The organism is Bradyrhizobium genosp. L (assembly GCF_015624485.1).
Classification (GTDB): domain Bacteria; phylum Pseudomonadota; class Alphaproteobacteria; order Rhizobiales; family Xanthobacteraceae; genus Bradyrhizobium.
On sequence record NZ_CP061378.1, the window covers coordinates 1,215,637 to 1,235,196 of the forward strand.

20 protein-coding genes and 1 tRNA gene are annotated in these 19,560 nt (G+C 65.2%); 10 read left to right on the forward strand and 11 right to left on the reverse strand.

What is annotated here, in order from left to right; genetic code table 11:
* Positions 1–2: 2 nt before the first annotated feature.
* Together IC762_RS05620 and IC762_RS05625 are read right to left on the reverse strand one after the other, a co-directional pair.
* Positions 3–662 (reverse strand): hypothetical protein, encoded by a 660-nt coding sequence (locus tag IC762_RS05620; RefSeq protein ID WP_195787632.1) that lies wholly within the window; start codon positions 660–662, stop codon positions 3–5.
* Between the two features lie 61 nt (positions 663–723).
* A complete protein-coding gene (locus tag IC762_RS05625; RefSeq protein ID WP_195787633.1) occupies positions 724–2,523 on the reverse strand; it encodes an adenylate/guanylate cyclase domain-containing protein in 1,800 nt (599 codons plus the stop codon).
* Between the two features lie 275 nt (positions 2,524–2,798).
* On the opposite strand from IC762_RS05625, the gene IC762_RS05630 reads away from it, so the two are divergent.
* Positions 2,799–3,434, forward strand: coding sequence for a LysE family translocator (locus IC762_RS05630; protein WP_195787634.1), 636 nt, complete (start codon positions 2,799–2,801; stop codon positions 3,432–3,434).
* A 59-nt stretch (positions 3,435–3,493) separates the two neighbouring features.
* Here IC762_RS05630 and IC762_RS05635 read toward each other — a convergent pair whose 3' ends face one another.
* The 3 genes from IC762_RS05635 to IC762_RS05645 all read right to left on the reverse strand — a co-directional run bounded on the left by IC762_RS05635 (position 3,494) and on the right by IC762_RS05645 (position 6,892).
* Positions 3,494–4,264, reverse strand: coding sequence for an SDR family NAD(P)-dependent oxidoreductase (locus IC762_RS05635; RefSeq protein WP_195787635.1), 771 nt, complete (start codon positions 4,262–4,264; stop codon positions 3,494–3,496).
* 74 nt (positions 4,265–4,338) lie between these two features.
* Positions 4,339–6,003: a thiamine pyrophosphate-binding protein gene (locus IC762_RS05640; RefSeq protein WP_195787636.1), complete on the reverse strand. Its 1,665-nt coding sequence runs from the start codon at positions 6,001–6,003 to the stop codon at positions 4,339–4,341.
* A 136-nt stretch (positions 6,004–6,139) separates the two neighbouring features.
* Positions 6,140–6,892, reverse strand: coding sequence for a sulfite exporter TauE/SafE family protein (locus IC762_RS05645; RefSeq protein ID WP_195787637.1), 753 nt, complete (start codon positions 6,890–6,892; stop codon positions 6,140–6,142).
* A gap of 94 nt (positions 6,893–6,986) precedes the next feature.
* On the opposite strand from IC762_RS05645, the gene IC762_RS05650 reads away from it, so the two are divergent.
* On the forward strand, positions 6,987–7,880 hold the full coding sequence (locus IC762_RS05650) for a LysR substrate-binding domain-containing protein (RefSeq protein ID WP_195787638.1): 894 nt from the start codon (positions 6,987–6,989) through the stop codon (positions 7,878–7,880).
* 211 nt (positions 7,881–8,091) lie between these two features.
* Here the strand turns inward: IC762_RS05650 and IC762_RS05655 are convergent, their stop codons facing one another.
* From IC762_RS05655 to IC762_RS05675, 5 genes are all read right to left on the reverse strand, one after another.
* Complete coding sequence (locus IC762_RS05655; RefSeq protein ID WP_195787639.1) at positions 8,092–8,841, reverse strand: hypothetical protein; 750 nt, start codon at positions 8,839–8,841, stop codon at positions 8,092–8,094.
* A gap of 125 nt (positions 8,842–8,966) precedes the next feature.
* Positions 8,967–9,935, reverse strand: a complete 969-nt coding sequence (locus tag IC762_RS05660) for a tripartite tricarboxylate transporter substrate binding protein (RefSeq protein WP_195787640.1) — start codon at positions 9,933–9,935, stop codon at positions 8,967–8,969.
* A gap of 71 nt (positions 9,936–10,006) precedes the next feature.
* On the reverse strand, positions 10,007–10,786 hold the full coding sequence (gene hisN / locus IC762_RS05665; protein ID WP_195787641.1) for a histidinol-phosphatase: 780 nt from the start codon (positions 10,784–10,786) through the stop codon (positions 10,007–10,009).
* Positions 10,787–11,188: 402 nt separating this feature from the next.
* Positions 11,189–11,347 carry a hypothetical protein gene (locus tag IC762_RS05670; protein ID WP_195787642.1) on the reverse strand — a complete coding sequence of 53 codons (159 nt, stop codon included), beginning with the start codon at positions 11,345–11,347 and terminating at the stop codon, positions 11,189–11,191.
* A gap of 15 nt (positions 11,348–11,362) precedes the next feature.
* Entirely contained in the window at positions 11,363–12,250 is an 888-nt protein-coding gene (locus IC762_RS05675; protein ID WP_195787643.1) for an N-formylglutamate amidohydrolase, read from the reverse strand.
* Positions 12,251–12,555: 305 nt separating this feature from the next.
* On the opposite strand from IC762_RS05675, the gene cpdR reads away from it, so the two are divergent.
* Together cpdR and IC762_RS05685 are read left to right on the forward strand one after the other, a co-directional pair.
* On the forward strand, positions 12,556–12,915 hold the full coding sequence (cpdR, locus tag IC762_RS05680; protein ID WP_066502958.1) for a cell cycle two-component system response regulator CpdR: 360 nt from the start codon (positions 12,556–12,558) through the stop codon (positions 12,913–12,915).
* Between the two features lie 79 nt (positions 12,916–12,994).
* A tRNA-Val gene (locus tag IC762_RS05685) sits at positions 12,995–13,069 on the forward strand.
* A gap of 115 nt (positions 13,070–13,184) precedes the next feature.
* Here the strand turns inward: IC762_RS05685 and IC762_RS05690 are convergent.
* Entirely contained in the window at positions 13,185–14,591 is a 1,407-nt protein-coding gene (locus IC762_RS05690) for a PLP-dependent aminotransferase family protein (protein ID WP_195787644.1), read from the reverse strand.
* Between the two features lie 89 nt (positions 14,592–14,680).
* On the opposite strand from IC762_RS05690, the gene IC762_RS05695 reads away from it, so the two are divergent.
* The 6 genes from IC762_RS05695 to IC762_RS05720 all read left to right on the forward strand — a co-directional run bounded on the left by IC762_RS05695 (position 14,681) and on the right by IC762_RS05720 (position 19,558).
* Positions 14,681–15,109: a cupin domain-containing protein gene (locus tag IC762_RS05695; protein WP_195787645.1), complete on the forward strand. Its 429-nt coding sequence runs from the start codon at positions 14,681–14,683 to the stop codon at positions 15,107–15,109.
* A gap of 9 nt (positions 15,110–15,118) precedes the next feature.
* On the forward strand, positions 15,119–15,580 hold the full coding sequence (locus IC762_RS05700; RefSeq protein ID WP_195787646.1) for a carboxymuconolactone decarboxylase family protein: 462 nt from the start codon (positions 15,119–15,121) through the stop codon (positions 15,578–15,580).
* Positions 15,581–15,611: 31 nt separating this feature from the next.
* Complete coding sequence (locus IC762_RS05705; RefSeq protein WP_195787647.1) at positions 15,612–16,250, forward strand: HD domain-containing protein; 639 nt, start codon at positions 15,612–15,614, stop codon at positions 16,248–16,250.
* A gap of 320 nt (positions 16,251–16,570) precedes the next feature.
* Positions 16,571–17,443, forward strand: coding sequence for an AraC family transcriptional regulator (locus tag IC762_RS05710; protein WP_195787648.1), 873 nt, complete (start codon positions 16,571–16,573; stop codon positions 17,441–17,443).
* A gap of 112 nt (positions 17,444–17,555) precedes the next feature.
* Complete coding sequence (locus IC762_RS05715) at positions 17,556–18,752, forward strand: CaiB/BaiF CoA transferase family protein (RefSeq protein ID WP_195787649.1); 1,197 nt, start codon at positions 17,556–17,558, stop codon at positions 18,750–18,752.
* Between the two features lie 62 nt (positions 18,753–18,814).
* On the forward strand, positions 18,815–19,558 hold the full coding sequence (locus tag IC762_RS05720) for an SDR family NAD(P)-dependent oxidoreductase (RefSeq protein WP_195787650.1): 744 nt from the start codon (positions 18,815–18,817) through the stop codon (positions 19,556–19,558).
* Positions 19,559–19,560: the final 2 nt, after the last annotated feature.

Consider the following 19,560-nt stretch of genomic DNA (forward strand, 5'->3'; position numbering starts at 1 on the left):
ATCTACGTGTTCAGCAGCGCGACGATGCGTTCCGGAAAGCGCCGCTCGACGAACAGCGTCCTGACCTCGGCGACGGCAAGATAGCGGTCGCTGCCCTCGCCCTTGCCCATGATGTCGAGCAGCACCGGCCACTCGCCCAGCATCAGCATCGGATAATAGAAGTGCGTGATCGCCCAGGACGGTTCGTGCTCGTCCTTGGCGCGCTGGAAGTTGGCGGCCATGTAGGTCTTGACGTCGGATGCCGACAGTCCGCGCTCGGTGCCGCCATCCGGATTCGGATAGTCCTTGCCGAAGGTGGCGAGCCGCGCGATCTCGTCCTCATGCACCACGGCGTGTTCGTCGAGGATGCGCGAGCCGGCGCCGTGCTTGTCGAGCGGGCCGTTGCGTAGCTCGTCGAGGATCGCCCCTTGGGTCAGGCTGCGCAACTGGCTCAACGGGCCGATGCCGTTGGCCATCTCCGCCACCATGAAGATCTGGGCGCCGGCGACCGCCGCCGGCAGGCCGTGCTTGCCGGTGGCGCGCTCGATGGTCGCGGTCAGCTCCGGCAGCGGCACGATGTGGCCGCCGACATAGCTGCCGGCGACCAGCGCGCGCAGGAACGGGCAGGGATTGTTGGGCGAAACCTGCGGGGCGGGCGCCCCGCTTGCGACCGGATCGGGCATGAATTCACATCCTGAAAATCGCCAGTCTAAAAATCACGCGTGACCGAGCGATGACCTCGCCTCAGGAGTCCACGGCGAATTTCGACGTCGATGCAACCAGGGCGAGTTTGCCGAAGGGGACGCCGGCTTTCAAGAGGCCATCGCGGTAATGGGCGATGTCGGCCGGGTTCTTCCAGTGGAAATTGCGCAGATGACGCTCGACCGTCAGCCCCGGATGGTTGGCGAGCAGCGCCTCGGCGGCCTGCGCGGCCTCCTCGGCGCGTCCGAGCTGAGCCAGCGCCGCAGTGCGCGCCGCCAGGCACTGCAAATGGTTCGGGTTGAGATACAGCCCCTCGCGCGACCAGGACAGCGATGCGTCATACTGGCCGAGCAGATAATGGCTGAAGGCGTTCAGCGCCGCCCATTGATAGCGCGGATCGCTGTTGCCGCGCTGGACCGCGGCGGAGAACAGCTCGACCGCCTTGCGATGATCACCGATCACCATGTGGCAGATGCCGAGCACGCCGCGCGCGCCCATGTCGTAGGGGTTGAGCTCGATGGCGCGCTTGATGGCGTCCATCGCCGCTTCGTAGTGGCCCTGCATCGCGTGCAGATAGGCGAGCAGCGAGAACGCGAAGGAGGAGCGCGGGTCGAGCCGGACGCTGCTCTCGGCAAGCGCAACCGACGCCGCCCAGGTCTCGCGCGTGCCGGGAACCCAGCCGAACTGGATGGCCTGGATCTGGATCAGCGCGAGATAGGCGCGCGCGATCGAGAGCGCGGGGTCGAGCTCGATCGCCTCCTTGAACAGCGCGATCGCGGTTTCGAAGTCGTTCTTGGTCTGGTGATAGTAGTGCGACAGGCCCTTCAGGAAGCGGTCCCACGCCGTCAGCTCGGAATTCGGCGAGCGGGCCGGCGCGGACGCCTCGGCGCGATAGATCTCCTGGGCGACCGCGGCGGAGAGATTGGCGGTGATCTCGTCCTGCATCGCGAACAGGTCGCCCATGTCGCGGTCATAGCGGCCGGTCCACAGCTGCTCGCCTTTTTCCGGGGCGATCAACTCCGCCGTGACGCGGATCTTGTTGCCGGCGCGGCGCACCGAGCCCTGGATCAGATAGCTGGCGTCGATCTCGCGCGCGATCAGGCGGGTGCCGACGTTCTTGCCCTTGTAGGCGAAGGTCGAGTTGCGGCTCAGCACGCGGTAGAAGGATTGCAGCGACAGCGCGTGGATCAGGTCCTCGGTCAGGCCGTCGGAGAAATATTCGTCGTCGCGGCCCGAGTGATTGTCGAACGGCAGCACGCCGACGATCGCGGTGCGGTATTGCCCCGGCAGATGCGGGCCGTCCTGCGGGAGCTTCTCCTGGAGGTCGGATCCCTCCGGCGCCCAGGTCCAGACGTTGAGCGGCTCGGCGATGTTCTTGAAACGGTGCGGGCCGGCATCGACCAGGGTGATGGCAAGGCGCCGCCCCGCCTCGGTGCGCGCCTTCTCCGAGACCGCGATGCCGCCGGGGGCGGCGACCGTCTCGAGACGGACCGCGATGTTGACGTCGTCGCCGAACACCTCGTCCTCGTCGGCCATGACGTCGCCCATGTGGACGCCCATCCGGAAATGCATGGCGCGCTCGGCCGGCAGATGCTCGTTGCGCTCGGCCATCACGGTCTGCATCGCGACCGCAGCCTCGATCGCGCCGATGATGCTCGGAAACTCCAGCAGGAAGCCGTCGCCGGTGTTTTTGACGATCCGGCCGCCATGGTTGAGGATAATGGGGTAGATCGCGCTGCGATGTGCCTTGAACGAGGCATGCGTGCCCGCCTCGTCGGCACCCATCATGCGGGAATAGCCGGCGATGTCAGCGCAAAGAATGGCAGCGAGCCGTCTTTCCATGTCCCCTGCTTCTATGCCTCCTGTGCCTCGGACGGCCACTCAGCCGACGTGACCGAATCACATACTTACAGGACAGGCTGGGTCCGGCGGAAGCTCGGTTTGCGGGCAGCCATGGCATCTATAATGCATCGTAGCAGGAATTGGCATGCGACCAACCGACCTTACATTCCGTTTCTCTACAGAATTCATGTGTCGTAGGGATGGCGTGCTACCCTGGCGCATCGTCCTTTCCGCCTGGTTACTTACAATTCCTCACATGGGTTAGTTTCGCTGACATGCTCGGAATCCACGAACTCTGGCTCTTCGTCCTGTCGGGCCTCCTGCTCAATATCACCCCGGGGCCGGATACCGCTTATATCATTGGGCGCACGATTCAGCTCGGATGGCGCGGCGGAACGGCTGCGGCGCTCGGCATCAGCGCCGGCTGCGTCGTTCACGTGCTGGGCGCGGCCATCGGGCTGTCGGCGCTGTTGATGGCATCGTCCGCCGCGTTCCTCGTCGTCAAGCTGGTCGGCGCGGCCTATCTGGTGCTGACCGGCCTGCAGATGCTGCTGACGCGCGCCAAGCCGGTCGCGGAGATGGCGGCGCAGGGCGGCGAGACCGCAATTTGGCGGGTGTTCTGGCAGGGCGCGCTGACCAACGTCCTGAACCCGAAGGTGGCGCTGTTCTTCCTCGCCTTCCTGCCGCAATTCGTGGCGGCCGATGCCCCGCACAAGACGCTGGCCTTCCTGGTGCTCGGGCTGATCTTCATCACCACGGGGACGCTGTGGTGTCTCGCGATCGCGGCCTTTGCGGCGCGGGCCGCCGGCCGCATCCGCCAATCCGCCGGAATGATCGCCTGGATCAACCGCTCACTCGGCGCGCTCTTCATCTATCTCGGCGTCCGCGTCGCGCTGCTGGAGGCGCGTTAGGCGGCGGAGTTGGACGTCTGACACGACGAGGTCGCCGTATACTCAATTGTCGTCCCACCTTAGGCCGCGCTATATCCGCCGTCGACCACGTGCGAGGCGCCGGTCATGAAGGACGCCTTGTCCGAGCACATCCAGACCACGGCTTCCGCGATTTCCTCGGGCACGCCCAGGCGACGGACCGGCACCTTGGCGATGATCTCGTCGTAACGTTCGTCCATGGTCTCCTTGGTCATCGGCGTCTTGATGTATCCGGGGTTGACGCAATTCACGCGGATGCCGTCCTGGGCATATTCGATCGCGGCGGACTTGGTCAGTCCGACGACGCCGTGCTTGGTCGCGACATAGTGGCCCGACGTGGCGAGGCCGATCAGCCCGGCGATCGACGCCGTGTTGACGATCGCGCCGCCGCCGCCCTGCTTGAGCATCTCGGCGACCTCGTATTTCAGGCACAGGAACACGCCCATCAGATTCACCGAGAACATCTTCGCCACGCTGGCCTGCGTGAGCTCATGGATGCGCTGGCCAGGCGGGCCGACGGAGCGCCCGGCCACGCCGGCATTGTTGAATGCGCAATCGAGGCGCCCGAATGCGGAAACGGTGCGGGCCACCATGTTCGCGACGCTGGCCTCGTCGGTGACATCGCCCTGGATCGCGATCGACTGGCCGCCGGCGGCATTGATCAGCGCGACCGTCTGGTCGATCCCCTCCTTCGACAGATCGGACACCGCCACGCGCGCGCCTTCGCGCGCCATGGCGACCGCCGTTGCCCGGCCGATGCCGGAGCCGCCGCCCGTCACCAATGCAGCCTTGCCGTCCAGAATGCCCGCCATGACAAACTCCTCGCTAGCTTTTTTTTGAGCATGATCTCTTCGGAAAACCGCTTCACACTTTTCCAGATCACGCTTTAGCGCTTTCCTTCGATTGCGATCTCGACGAGATACGGCCGCTGCGCCGCGACCGCCTTTGCGACGGTGCCGGCGATGTCGTCGGCGGTCTCGACCCTGACGGCCTCGACGCCCATGCCGGCTGCCAGATGCACGAAGTCGAGCGTGGGGCCGGTGATGTCCATGTTCTGGTAGGGATGCTGGGTGCCGGCTTCGAAATTCTGGCGCCAGACGTCCACATTGTGCTTGAGGATGCGGTACTCGCGGTTGGCGAGCACCACGAACACGATCGCAAGCTTGTGGTGCGCGGCCGTCCACAGCGCCTGGATCGCATACATCGCCGAGCCGTCGCCGGAGATGGCGACCACCGGACGATCCGGCATCGCGACCTTGACGCCGATCGCGCCGGCGAGGCCCTGGCCGATGCCGCCGCCGCGACCGCCGAAATAATCGCCGAAGCCGCGGTAGTCGAAGGCGCGCGCGAGATCGAGGCTGGCCGTGATGCTTTCGTCGACGATGACGACATTATCAGGGAGACCGCGGCGAAGTTCCGCGGTGACGCGCGGCATCGCGCTCGGCTGCCGGTTCCAGCCTTTCTCGACGCGCGCGCGATAAGCCTCCTTCTCTTTCGCCTGCAACTCGGCGAGCGAAGCATTGCGGTTCTGCGCGGCCTGCTTGAAATCCGTGCTGGCCTTTGCGCGCAACGCGTCCGTCAATGTACTGATGCTGACGGCGATGTCGCCGACGACCCCGGCATCGAGCCGGTTGTTGAGCGCGAGGCGCTCGCTAGCGGCTTCGATCTGGAGCAAGGACGCGCCGTCGGGAATGTGGCCGCCGGGCGCAAACCAGATGTCCTCGAAGAAAGGGCCGCCGATCAGCAGCACGAGATCGGTCTTGCCGAGCGCCTTGCGCACCTGCCGGGCGTCGCCGGGGAGCGACTGGCGGTAGCTCGGATGTCCGGTAGGGAACGGCGCGTGATGCCGCAGTCCCTCGAACCACACGGTGGCGCCGATTGCTTCCGCCAGGGCCACCAGCGCCTGCTCGCCGCCCGATCTCGCCACGTCGTCGCCGGCGATGACGGCCGGATTTCTCGACCTCAGAAGCAGCGCGACCAGCGCGTCGATGCCTGCCGGATCGGGGCGCGTCGATCGCCACAGATGATCCGGTGTCGACGCCTCGACGGCCGTCTCCTGTTCCAGGACGTCGATCGGCAGCGACACGAACACGGGCCCCTGCGGCGCGTCGGTCGCCACCTTGAACGCCCGTCGCAAGATCGGCACGATCTCGTCGGCGCGCTCGATCTGCACGCTCCACTTGGTCACCGGGGCAGCCATTGCAACGAGGTCGTGGCCGAGCAGCGGATTGTTGAGCCGCATCCGGGTGTCCTGCTGGCCGGCAGTCACGACCACGGGCGAACTCGCCTTCAGCGCGCCGTAGAGCGATCCGATACCGTTGCCGAGGCCGGGCGCGACGTGCAAATTGGCGACGGTGACGCGTCCCGACGCCTGCGCGTAGAAGCTCGCGGCGCTGACGGCGACGCCTTCATGCAGCGCCATGATGTATGCGAGTTGCGGGAAGGCCGGCAGGCTGTCGAGCAGCGGCGTCTCCGTCGTGCCGGGGTTGCCGAAGATGTGACGCACACCGTGCGTGACGAACGATTCCATCAGCACACGCCGTCCACGCATTCGCTTCCTCTCGCTCGGCCTTGATCCGTTTCGCGCATCATCGGCTGGGGAGCGGCCCATGGCAACCGCGCGAGACGGCTCGCGCCCGCGCGGCCGGCTGCGTCTTCCGCATGGCTTGCCAAGTTTAGCCCGCGTTCTAGCCGTGAATCTTCAGCACCGCGCTGCCGGCGAGATAGATCCCGAGCAGGATCATCGCGATCAGGAACCAGCGGCGGAACACCTCCGGCTGCATCCGTGTTCGCACGGCCTGGCCAACGAACATGCCGGCGAATGACGCCACCATCGCGACCGCGCCCGGCAGCGCGGTGGCGGCCGTGAGCAGCCCGGATGCCGTGAGGTTGAAAGCCAGCGCCACGGTCGCGGTGGTGAAGAAGACGCCGAGCGCCTGGACCAATTCGTCACGCTCCATGCCGATCGCCTGCATGAACGGCATCGAGGGGATCACCTGGACGCCGGTCGCCGCCGAGATCATCCCGGTGATGATTCCGACGATGCCGCCGACCCATTTCTCGTGGCGCCGCGGAACCTTGAAGTTGAATTTGCTGAGGCCGACGATCGCGTAGATCACCAGCAGCAGGCCGAGCACGACGGTGCCGTAGGCCGCGTAGGGCCCGGTCAGCAGCCCCGCATTGATCCAGATTCCGACCACGGTGCCTGTCATGAGCGGCCACAGCCGCCGCAGGATGTCGCGCAGATAGGGGCCGACGAAGGTCTGCCAGATGTTGGTGACGATCGCCGGCACGATCACGATCGCGATCGCCTGGCCCGGCGACATCGTGGTCGCCAATAGTCCCATCGCCACGGTCGGCAGGCCGAGGCCGAGCGTGCCTTTGACGAAGCCGGCGAGCAGGAATGCAACAGCGATGAAAATCAGCAGATGGTCGACCATGATGTGAGCACATTGACCGATCGCGGCAATCGGCACAATCTGGAGGTTACGGAGATAGCCTTCGGATCACGCGAAGGTCGAGGGCCGAAACGTCATGCGGTTTGATCTGGTCGACTTGCAGCTGTTCATCGCGGTGGCCGATGCGCGCAGCATCACCCACGGCGCGGCGCGCGCCAATCTCGCGCTGGCCTCGGCCAGCGAGCGGATCAAGGGGCTCGAGGATTCGCTCGGCGTGGCGCTGCTCAAGCGCGGCCGCCGCGGCGTCGAGCTGACGGCGGCGGGCGAGAGCCTGCTCGGCCATGCTCGCATCGTGCTGCACAATGTCGAGGCGCTGCAGGGCGATCTCGCGGCCTATGCCTCCGGCGTCCGCGCCAATGTGCTGCTGCTCGCCAACACCTCGGGGCTGTCGGAGCATCTGCCGCGGGCGCTGGCCAATTTCCTGCACGAGCATCCCGATATCAGCGTCGACGTCGAGGAGCGCGAGAGCACCGATATCGCGGATGCGATTGCCGGCGGCTCGGCCGATCTCGGCTTCTGCGCGGAGCACGCACTGCCCGACAGCGTCGAGCGCTTCCTGTTCAGCGAGGACCGGCTGATGCTGGTGGCGGCGCGGCGCAGCGATCTCGGCGGCCGCCGCCAGATCGACTTCCAGGAGGTGGTCGGCCGCGACTTCGTCGGGCTGACGGCGACCTCCGCGCTGCAGGTGCATGTTTCCCGGCACGCCGCCAAGCTTGGTGCGCGCTTGCGCTTCCGCGCCCGGCTGCGCGGCTTCGACGCGATCTGCCAGATGGTCGCCGCCGACGTCGGCATCGCGGTGATCCCGGAAACCGCGGCGCGGCGCTGTGCGGCCTCGATGCCGATCACGACGATCCGGATCCGCGACGCCTGGGCCAACCGCCGCCTGACGATCTGCGCCCGCAGCTTCAAGGCGCTGCCGCGCGCGGCCAAGCAGCTCGTCGAACATCTGCGCGCCGAGGCACAGCGCTGATACGTCTTACGAGGGATTAGATTGGGCTGGAGCAGCGTCTGAGGTTCACCTCTCCCTTGGGAGAGGTCGGCGCGCAGCGACGGGTGAGGGGTTATTGTCCCTCGTTAGAGCTGCGGCCCCTCACCCGATTTGCTACGCAAATCGACCTCTCCCCGTCGGGAAGAGGTGACGAACCCGCGGCCATACCGATTTAACCTCACATCATCGCGCTCTAGGCTTCCTGCGCGATACGGCGCTCGTCGCGGTTCTGCCGCACCGTGTTGGCCTTCAGGATCACGCTGCTCGGATGCGGATCGCCATAATGGAGCAGCATCGTCGCCCGGACCGCGTCGCTCGCGACCGGGAAATTGGCGTGATAGGTGCGGTAGCCCCAGAACAGATAGAGATTGCCGGGCTTCAGATATTTGATGTTCGGCAGGTCGCCCGCCGCCAGCTTGCGGGTGACGCGGTTGCGGTACCAACTGCTCTGGACGATCGCCTTCTCGACGATGTTGAACAGCGTGAACCGGCGATAGTCGCGGCGGTTCGGGAAGACGACCAGCTCGCCGGCGCGCCGCTTCGGCCCTTCCGGGATCAGGATCGGCGCCAGCGCCGTGATGACATGCTTGTCGTAATGGTAGAGCAGCGATTTCTCGTCGCCGGTGCGGCCCGCGACGACGCGCAGGCCGGTATAGATTTCCTCGTCCAGCTTCGCCTTCGGGCAGCCGATTTGCGCGAGCCGCGTGAGGAGCCGGCGCATCTGCGGATCGTCGGTCAATTCCTGCGGCGGCGTGCCCTGGTTGCGCGACAGCCAGTTCAGCGCGAAATAGCGCTTGCCCTTCTGCTCGACCAGGCGATGGACGTAGGCCTGCGCGCGCGCGATCCAGGCCGGTTCGATCGCATTCTCGATGCAGACGAAGCCCGTTTCGTCCAGCTCCGCGGCGAGCGCGGCGGCATCCAGCCGATCGGTCAGCAGCGCCATCATGCTCTCCAATGGGAAATGCTGTTGGCGGCCACCCGGCCGCGCGCGCGACCGTAGGCGCCAATCCTGATACATCGGTTAAATCGATCTGCGGTATTCGCGGGAGAGTTGTGCCAAAGCGGTAGCTATTTCGCCGTCTCCACGCAGGCATCCTTGATCACCTTGGCCCACTTCTCGATGTCGGCGGCGATGAAGTCGCGGAATTGGTCCGGCGTGTCGGCCGCAAGGGTCAGCCCCTGCTCGGCGAGCTTGTCCTTCACCACTGGGTCGGCCATCGCCGCGGTCGCGAGCCTGTTGAGCTTGGCGACGATCTCGGGCGGCGTCCTGGCGGGGGCGACCATGCCGTACCAGTTCTCGATGATGAGGTCGGGCAGGCCGGCTTCCGCCGTGGTCGGCACGTCGGGCGCGGTCGGTGCGCGCGCGCGGGCGCCGAGCGCGATGGGTCGTAGCGTGCCGGCCTTGATCTGCGGCAGGATCACCGGCAGGTCGAGGAAGGTCATCTGCACCTGCTGGCCGATCAGATCGTTCACGGCCGGCGCCGCGCCGCGATAGGGAATGTGCACGATATCGATTTTCGCGGTCAGCTTGAACAATTCGCAGGCGAGATGCGGCAGGCTGCCGGGGCCTGAGGAGGCGAAGTTGAGCTTGCCCGGCTGCGCCTTGGCCAGCGCGACCAGCTCGCTCATGTTCTTGGCCGGCACGCTGGTGGCGACGACCAGCATCTCCGGCACGGTGGCGACCAGCGTCACCGGCGCGAGGTCGCTCAGCGTGTCGTAGGCGACCTTCTCCATGCTCGGGCTGATCGCAAGCGCCCCGGCGCTGGCGATCGCGACGGTGTAGCCGTCGGGCGCGGCCTTTGCGACCGCGTCGGTGCCGAGCACGCCGCCCTGGCCGGCGCGGTTGTCGACGATGACCGGCTGCTTTGCGAGTTCCGACATCTTCTGGCCGACCACGCGCGCGATGATGTCGTTCGGCCCGCCCGCCGGGAACGGCACGATCAGTCGGATCGGCTTGGCCGGGAAGTCCTGCGCGGAGGCGGCAATCGGTGCGAGGAGCAGGAGCAATCCTGCCAGCAGTCTGCCGCAAATCGTCATGTGCGTCCGTCCCGGCTTTTTCTGGTTGCGGTCAGGACGGACGCAGATCAATCGTGCGGCAACTCAAGAGATCAGGCGTTGAGCAGCCTCATCGCCGCTTCATGCACCCGCGGGTCGCCGGCGGCGATGATGCGGCCGCCGGTCTGCGCCGGCTTGCCGTCCCAGGTGGTGACGATGCCGCCGGCGCCGGTGACGATCGGGATCAGGCCTGCAATGTCGTACGGCTTCAGCTCGGTCTCGACCACGAGATCGAGATGGCCGGCGGCGAGCATGCAATAGGAATAGCAGTCGCCGCCGTAGCGCGAGAGTCGCACGGCGTGCTCGATGCGGCCAAAGCGGGCGCGGTCGGCCTCGTTCATCAAGAGTGGGCTTGTGGTGTAGGCTGTCGCCTCCTTCAGCGAGGCGCAGCGCCGCACCTGGAGCCGTCGCGTGGCGGAGGGGCCGGAGTAATGCGCCGAGCCGTTGTCGCCGGAGAAGCGCTCGCCGATATAGGGCTGGTGCATCATCCCGAACACCGGCGTGCCCTTGTGCAGCAGCGCGATCAGCGTGCCCCAGATCGGGAAGCCGGCGATGAAGGACTTGGTGCCGTCGATCGGATCGAGCACCCAGACGTACTCGGCGTCCTCGCGCTCATTGCCGAATTCCTCGCCGACGATGCCGTGCTGCGGGAAGCTCGCCTTGATCAGCCGTCGCATCACTGCTTCCGCGGCGCGGTCGGCCTCGGTGACCGGATCGAAATCACTCGCGCTCTTGTTGTCGATCGACAGCGAAGTGCGGAAGAACGGCAGGATGGTTTCGCCTGACACGGTGGCGAGGCGGCCGATGAAGGCGGTGAAGTCGATGACCGTCACGGCATGTCCCTGATACGCAACGAATGAAGGTGGACGTCTTGCCTAGCTCAATCCGGTGCGTTGCGCACGGTTAACGGAGTGTTATCCCATCCTGATGACGCGGTTCCGGACTTTCGCATTGGGTTCGATTTCGAAAGCCGGTCCGGTCCTGAAGTGGATCACGAACCCGCGAGTTCTGGTATACAAGCTATGCGCGGAGCGACTGCCGATCCGGACTTCGAAGCAAGCTTTTGATATACTTCAAGAAAATTTAAGGTGTCGGGCCTGTTGCAGTTTGGCCAGTCCGATCGAGATTGCGCGGGAAATGTTTCGAAAGTCCTTGCGTTTTGTGCAGCGCGGCCGCATATTGTTGCGGTGCGGTAGCGCCTCGCGCTATCGCTGCCCTCCTTGGGCGTTTCCTCCCTAGACTTGGGCCGCTTGTTCATTCAAGCGGCCCTTTTTTCTTTTGGGCATTCCGTCTGTTCGCTTGATCATGTGCGCGATGATCGAAGCAGATTCATTTTTGTCGGCGGCGCCATCGACAAATGGATTCAGGTTCACGGCTTGATGGCGCGCCGTCACGCACGCGCCGAACCACTACTCGGCTGCCGCCTGGAACGGGCCGAGATCGCCGAATGGAATCTTCGCCAAAGCGGTGGCCAGCGTCGCGAAGTCGGCGGCGACCTGGGCGAAGCGCGGGCCGCGCTCGCGCTTCCGCTCATCCATATAGACCGCGCGGTTGAGCTCGATCTGCACGGTGTGCAGGCCGCTCGCCGGATTGCCGTAATGCTCGGTGATGAAGCCGCCGGCATAGGGCTTGTTGCGGCCGATCGAATAGCCGAGCGAACCCATCACCTCCTCGACCAGATCAGGCAGCATCGCCGCACAACTCGTGCCGTAGCGGTCGCCGATCACGATGTCGGGCCGCCGCGGCTCGTCGCGCGACACGCCGATCGACGGCATCGAGTGGCAGTCGACCACGACCACGCTGCCGAACGCCTGATGCGCCTTGTTGATCAGCCGGCGCAACGCGCGGTGATAGGGCTTGTAGAGCACCTCGATCCGCCGCAGCGCCTCGTCGACCTCGAGCCGCTCGCGATAGATCTCCTGGCCGTCGCCGACCACGCGCGGGATGGTGCCGAGCCCGCCGGCGACCCGCATCGAGCGCGTGTTGGCGAAGCTCGGCAGCCGCCCGGTGAACATGCGCGGATCGAGCTCGTAGGGCTCGCGGTTCACGTCGACATAGGAGCGCGGGAAATTGACCCGCACGGTCGGAAAGCCGCGATCGCTCAGGTCGGCGATCAATTCGTCCATGAAGGAATCTTCGGAGCGGCGCAGCGCTGCGAGATCGATCCGCGACGCGTCGAGGAACTCGGCCGGATAGACCGATCCCGAATGCGGGGAATTGAAGATGACGGGCGCACGCCAAGCCTGCGGCTCGAATATCTCGAACGGAGGCGACAACTCGCCAGCAAACTCGGTCATTCCCTTGGCGCCGTCCCTTGCGTCCGCTGTCCGGAAGACAATCGATTCCTGCCGGAAAAGCGGAGATTTATGGGGACGCATTGTCGGTAATCGCAGCCGTTCTGCCAAGTGAAAAGAGTGTGGCAGCCATTGGAACGGGTCTTAAGAACAGGAAATCCCGTAGCCGGTTGATTCGATGCGTGGTTCGGTCCACAAAGAGCACTGGCTCCGCGCCGCCGGCCCGGCGCAAATTTCACCCGAAATTTACTGTCTACGGGCTTACTGCTTCTGACAGATCCTCCAGCCGGGTTCGAACTGCTCCAGCCATGCCGAAAATCCTTCTCGCCGAAGACGACAACGATATGCGCCGCTTCCTGGTCAAGGCGCTGGAAAATGCGGGCTTCAAGGTCTCGCCGCACGACAACGGCATGTCGGCCTATCAACGGCTGCGCGAAGAGCCGTTCGAGATGCTGCTGACCGACATCGTGATGCCCGAGATGGACGGCATCGAGCTTGCGCGGCGCGCCTCGGAACTCGACCCCGACATCAAGATCATGTTCATCACCGGCTTCGCCGCGGTGGCGCTGAATTCCGATTCGGAGGCGCCGAAGAACGCCAAGGTTTTGGCCAAGCCCGTGCACTTGCGGGAATTGGTCAGCGAAGTGAACAAGTTGCTGGCGGCCTGATTCGCCAAAAAAGCTTCACTTTGCGTCCTTGCCTGCCCCGCCCGGGTCCGTTATAGGGTCCCGATCCAAACATCGCTTTGGGTGCGTAGCTCAGCGGGAGAGCACTACCTTGACATGGTAGGGGTCACAGGTTCGATCCCTGTCGCACCCACCACGCTTTACCCTGACGGGCTTCGCGTGGCGCAGCCACGCCGGAGGCCGTCAGGGCGAAGCGTGTCCGGCGTAGCTTGAACGAAGTGAAAGCGAAGACGGACCGTCGCCGTGCTTCGTCACGTCAGCCGCTCGATAATCCCAAACAGTCGTTCGCACGCAGCCTCGATCCTCTTCTGCGGCGCTGTGGCGATGCCGAGCAGCAAGCCGGATCGCACTGAGCCCTTCGACGCAGACCAGAGCGACAGCGGCGTCGGCGCCAATCCGAATGCGGCGGTTTCCCTGGCGATCGACAGGTCGCAGGTCCCGTCCGGCAATCGCAGGATCGCCGCCAGGCCGCCGATCGCCACGTCCGTCGCCCGGGCACGCAGCGATTTCAGCAAAGCGTCGCCTTGCGCGGCATAGACCCGCTTGGTGCGGCGAAGGTGGCGGAGGTAGTGGCCGTCGCGCAGGAATTCGGCGGTCGCAAGCTGCACCGGGGGCGCCGGCGCCGGCGCGAGGCATGCAGCAACGTCGGCGAACCGGGGCATTAGCGATGGCGGTGCAACGACAAAGCCCAGCCGCAGGGCAGGGGTCAGTGTCTTGCTGAACGACCCGATGTGAATCACGCGCCCGGCACGATCGAGCGAGGCGAGCGCCGGCGTGGCGCGGCCCTTCAACTGAAGTTCGCTCAGATAATCATCTTCGATCACCCACGCGCGTTGCTGCGCGGCCCAGTCGAGCAGCCGCGCGCGTCTTGCCAGTGACAACGTGAATCCGAGCGGTGCCTGCTGTCCGGGCGTGACGACGGCGAGCGCGGCATCGGGCGCGTGGTCAAGGCCGTAACCGACGTCGATGCCGTCACTATCGACCGGGATCGCTGCGATCGACAAGCCTGCAAGCGCAAGACCGTGCCGGGTGAAGGGAAAGCCTGGATCCTCGACCCAGACCTTCTTCCCTTCGAGGTTGAGAACGCGAAGCGCCAGGCCGAGGCCGCTGCTGAAACCGCCGGTGATGACGATCTGCGCGGCCGTGCATGCGATCCCGCGCGCCAGCGCAAGATAGCCTGCAATTTCGCGCCGCAATTCCAGCTCGCCACGCGGATCCGGATACAAGGCCGGCGCGCTCATTTCGGCGCGAACGGCCTGGGTGTGCAGCCTCGAGAACAGTTTTGCGGGAAACGTCTCCTGCGCGGGCACGCCCATCTGGAAAATGGCGGGCCCCGCAGTGAGCTCCCGATACGTCTCCAGGAACGAGCCCGGGTCGGGAGCTGCTTCCTGCACGGCGGCCGCGAATGGCCGATTCGCGACATGCGTTCCGGTGGCGCGCGAAGCCACGATCAGTTGCGCGGAGGAAAGTCTTTCATACGCCGCGCGCACGGTGCCTCGCGCGACGCCGAGCTGCGCTGCCAAATCCTGCCAGGATGGCAGACGCGCTCCCGGGGCGAGCACGCCGCTTTCGATGGCGGCCCCGATTCCCTTCCGGATCTGCTCCGCCAGCGGCGTCTTCGCGGATCGGTCGAGCTCCAGTCGCAGCGGGTTGGTCATGTCTCGTGGTACACGGTTTTTATGCATTCTTGGTGCTTTTTTGTGAACCATGGCAAGCGCACTTAAGCGGGCAAAGGAGAGCCCTCGCCATGCAAACACCACCTTCCGTCCTTGCCGTCTGCGCCGCCCTCGTCATTGCCGCCGCCATGCCGGTCTCCGCGCGTGAAGCCGGCCAGACGGTCACACCGACTTTCCAGCAGCCGATCACCAACATTCCCGGCAAGTCGCTGATCGCCGTCGTGGTCGACTACGCGCCGGGCGGTGCGTCGCCGTCGCATGTCCACGCCAAGTCGGCTTTCATCTTCGGCTACGTCCTGTCCGGAGAAATCGAATCGCAGGTCAATGACGGACCCACCCGGGTCTATCGCACCGGCGAAAGCTTCTACGAGACGCCGGGTTCACGCCATACCGTCAGTCGCAACGCCAGCACGTCGAAGCCCGCGAAGTTGCTCGCCGTGTTCGTCGTCGATACCGACGACAAGGAGCTGACCACCCCCGTCAAAGCGGATAACCATTAGGAACGGCATATGAGCAAGCGCCTCGACTACACCCACATCGCACCGGCGGGCGTGAAAGCCCTCGGCGGCGTCTATGGCTACATCTTGCAGAGCAGGCTGCCGGCGTCGCTGATCAACCTCGTCTTCCTGCGCATCTCGCAGATCAACAACTGCGCCTATTGCCTCGACACGCATACGCGTGAGCTGCTCAAGGGCGGCGAGAGGATCGAAAAGCTCGCGCTGCTGCAGGCCTGGGAGGAAGCGGGCGATATGTTCGACACGCGTGAGCGCGCGGCCCTCGCATGGGCCGAAACGGTGACCCGCGTCGCCGAGACCGGCGTGCCGGATCAAGCCTACCAGGCCGCCCGCGCGGTGTTCGATGAACGCGACCTGGTCGACCTCACCATCGCGATCGGCCTGATGAACGCGTACAACCGCATGGCCATCAGCTTCCGCAACACGCCGCAAGCGGCCGTCGGGATGGCGGCTTGATGCGGTCGAAGATGTCGAGAGGAGCCCGCAAATGACCGACACGATTTCCGGTGTCAGGATTCCCGACAGCAGGCTGACGCGGGAGGCGACTGAACTGGTGCGCCAGTACGAAACCGAGATGCTGTTCAACCATTCGGTTCGCGTCTACCTGTTCGGTGCGATGAAGGGAATCCGCCAAAACCTGAAATTCGATGCCGAACTGCTCTATATCGCCGCGCTGTTCCACGATCTCGGCCTCGTCGATCACTACCACACCGAGACCAAGCGATTTGAAGTCGATGGCGCCGACGCCGCGCGCGAATTCCTTCGGGCCCACGGCATTGCCGAGCCGCAGGCCGATCTGGTCTGGGAAGCGATCGCGCTCCACACCACGCCCGGGATTCCGCAATACATGCGGCCGGAGATCGCTCTCACCAACGCAGGTGTCCTCGTCGACGTCGTGGGCGTCGGCTACGACGACTACACGCCGGAGCAGCGCGGCCGGGTGATCGCCGCATTTCCGCGCGGCGACTTCAAGAATGAATTTCTGGAGGTGCAGACCTGCTCGGCCCTGAAGAAGCCGCAGACCACGTTCGGCACGGTGAACTTCGATTACATTGAACATCGCGATCCGACATTCCGCAAACCGAACGCCTGCGTCCGGATTCGCAACACGCCGTGGCAGAGCTGAGCGATTGGGTCGTCCGGAGCACGGTGCGATTCCGCTAAAGGCTTACGCCGGCATCGTCCAAATTCCCGCGTGCTCGGGCTCATCCGGCTCTATTTTCCGAATCTGCCAATTGCAGCTCTTCGGTCGCGTTCCGGGCCGCAGCTTCGTCCAGCGGCACGAAATCGACGGGGCCAGGGTTGTCGCTTCCAGATGAGGCTTCGGCGGCTGAATCCGTCGGCTAAAATCTCCGCGATCAACGAACAAGGGGCTGGATTTCCGGGCCGGGATAGTCAATTCTGATTTGGAACTGACAATCCGTGCCAGACACGGAGGAGATCCCCATGGAGGAAGCGTGCGCGGGGCGGTATGTCCGCCAGGTCGGCGGTGAGCTTGTGTCCTCCGTCATCGCGCGCTCGAAACCGATCCGGGTCGAGCTGCTGCGGCGGACCTCGCGTCCCCGCATGAACTGGCATTTCCGCCAGCCGGAGCTGAGTCTGTTCTGGTTCGGCAGCGCCTGTTCGCGCTTGCGGGCCAGGGTCGACGGCCGCCCGGTCGACTATGAATTCTCCGAGGCCGCGAGCCTGGCGCTGTTTCCAGCCAATACCGAGATCGAAGGCGAGTGGTCGGTCGGGCCGGCGTTCGACTATATGGTCGTGTTCCTCGATCCGCGGTTCGTGCAGTCGCGCCTCAATGGCAATATCGAGCGGCCGACGATCGCGTTCGGACATGACCGGCTTGCCCGCGGCCTCGTCGAGCTGAGCCGGGAGGCGGCCTCGCCCGACAATTTGTTCGATCTGTTCGCCGAGGGCTGGGCCAGCCAGGCGCTGGCGCATATGGCGCGGCTGTCGCGGAGCGTGGAACCGTCGAAGCCGCTCAGCCACGGCGGCTTGCCGGCGCTCAAGCTGCGCAGGATCGAGGCGTTCGTTCGGGATAATCTCGGCGAGCAGATTTCGCTTGCGGCGCTGTCCGATCTCGCCGGCCTGAGCAAGCGGCATTTCCTGCGCGCCTTTCAGGAGAGCACGGGGACCAGCCCGCATCGCTACGTGCTCGGTCTGCGCATCGAGGCGGCCAAGCATCGGCTCAGCGCGACCGATGAGAGCGTGACGAGCATCGCGCTGGCGTCGGGCTTCAGTCACGCGCAGCATTTCTCGTCGGCGTTCCGCCAGGCGACCGGCATGAGCCCGTCGGTGTTCCGGCAGCACTGCCAAGCCTGAGTTCATGCCTGAGTTTCGGCGCCTTTTCGTAAGTCGAGGCGCTTTCTCGCAAGCGGCCCGCGCCCCTCCATCGTAAGCCGACGGTCGCGTCACTGATTTGAGGAGACACAGCATGGCAGGGCCATTGGCAGGAGTGCGCGTTCTCGATTTGACCGGCGTCGTCTCGGGCCCGTTCGCGACGATGTTCTTGGCGGACCAGGGCGCCGATGTCCTCAAGGTCGAGCCGATCGGCGGCGACATCACCCGCCGCAGCCGGGCGCCGCTCGACAAGACGGGCGAATTCTCGGCGCTCTTCATCTCCTCGAACCGCGGCAAGCGTTCGCTCTCGATCGACATGAAGACCGATGTCGGCAGGGAAGTGCTGGGCAAGCTGGTCCAGCAGGCCGACGTGCTGGTGCAGAATTTCCGGCCCGGGACGATGCAACGCCTCGGGCTCGGTCCAAACCAGGTGCGCAAACAAAATCCGCGGCTGATCTATGTCTCGATCAGCGGAGTCGGCGAAACCGGACCCTATGCGAAGAAGCGCGTCTACGATCCGATCGTGCAGGCGCTGTCCGGCTTCTGCGATATCCAGGCCCAGCCGGTGACAAACCGTCCGCAGATGATCCGGACCATCGTCGCCGACAAGACCACGGCCGTCTACACCGCGCAGGCGATCACGGCGGCGCTGTATGCCCGCGAGAAGTCCGGCCTTGGCCAGCACATCCAGGTCGCGATGCTGGATGCGATGATCTCCTATCTCTGGCCGGAAGGCATGATGCAATACACCGCCGTCGGCCGCGAGCAGACCGCGGCGGATCCGAACGATCGCCCCGATCTCGTGTTTCAGACCTCGGACGGCTACCTCACCTGCGGCACCATTTCCGATTCCGAGTGGCAGGGCTTTTGCCGGGCCACCGGCGATCCCGAGCTGGCCAATGATGCGCGGTTCGCGACGCCGGCCGCGCGCTCCGTCAATGCCACGGCGCGGATCAACAAGATGCAGGACTATATCCGCCAGCACACCACGGCCGAATGGCTGGCGCGGCTCGATGAAGCGGATGTGCCATGTGCCCCGATCCTGCGGCGCGGCGAGATCATCCACAACGAGCAGGTGGTGGCGCGGGAAATCATCACCGAGCTGGATCAGCCCGGGGTCGGCGCCGTCAGGCAGCCGAAGCCGGCGGCGCGCTTCGACGTCGATGCCGCCGTGATCGGCGGTCCGGCGCCGCGCGTCGGTCAGCACAGCCGCGAAGTGCTGCGCGACCTCGGCTATGGCGATGCCGCGATCGACGAGATGATCGAGCAGAAGGCCGTGCGGGCCGTCTGAGCGAATGCGCCGCGCGAAGTGGCCGCGTTGAACCAAATAATTCAGTCGGTGGGAGATGTCCGATGGTCGAGACCAACAAGGCCGCACTTCTGGTCGGCGCCGGTGATGCGATCGGAGCCGCGGTCGCGCGTCGCTTCGCCGCGGGCGGCTATTCGGTTTGCATCGCGCGCCGCGATCCGGCGAAGTCGAGCGAACTGGTCGCCGAGTTGACGCGCGCCGGCAACCGCGTGCAGGCATTCGCCGTCGATGCGCGACGCGAGACGGAAGTGCAGGAGCTTTGCGAGAAAGTCGAGCGGGAGGTCGGGCCGATCGAGGTCTGCCTGTTCAATGCCGGCTCGAACGTCAAGAAGGAGTTGCACGAGACCAGCGACAAGCTGTTCTTCAAGGCCTGGGAGCTCGCCTGCTTCGCCGGCTTCCTGGTCGGGCGCGAGGCGACGCGGCATATGTTGAAGCATGGACGCGGCACCATGCTGTTCACCGGCGCGACCGCGAGCGTGCGCGGCTCCAGCGGCTTTGCGGCGTTCTCCTCCGCCAAGTTCGGCCTGCGGGCGGTTGCGCAGGCGATGGCGCGCGAGCTCGGACCCAAGAATATCCATGTCGCGCATTTGCTGATCGATGCCGGCGTCGACAGCCCGGCGATCCACCAGCGGATGAAGGCCGCCAGCGGCATCGATGCGTCGGAGATCCCGCCGGATTCGCTGACGCGCACCGCCTCGATCGCGGACGCTTATTGGTTCGTGCACCAGCAGAGCCGCGACGGCTGGAGCTTTGAACTGGACCTGCGTCCGTCGGTCGAGAAATGGTGAGG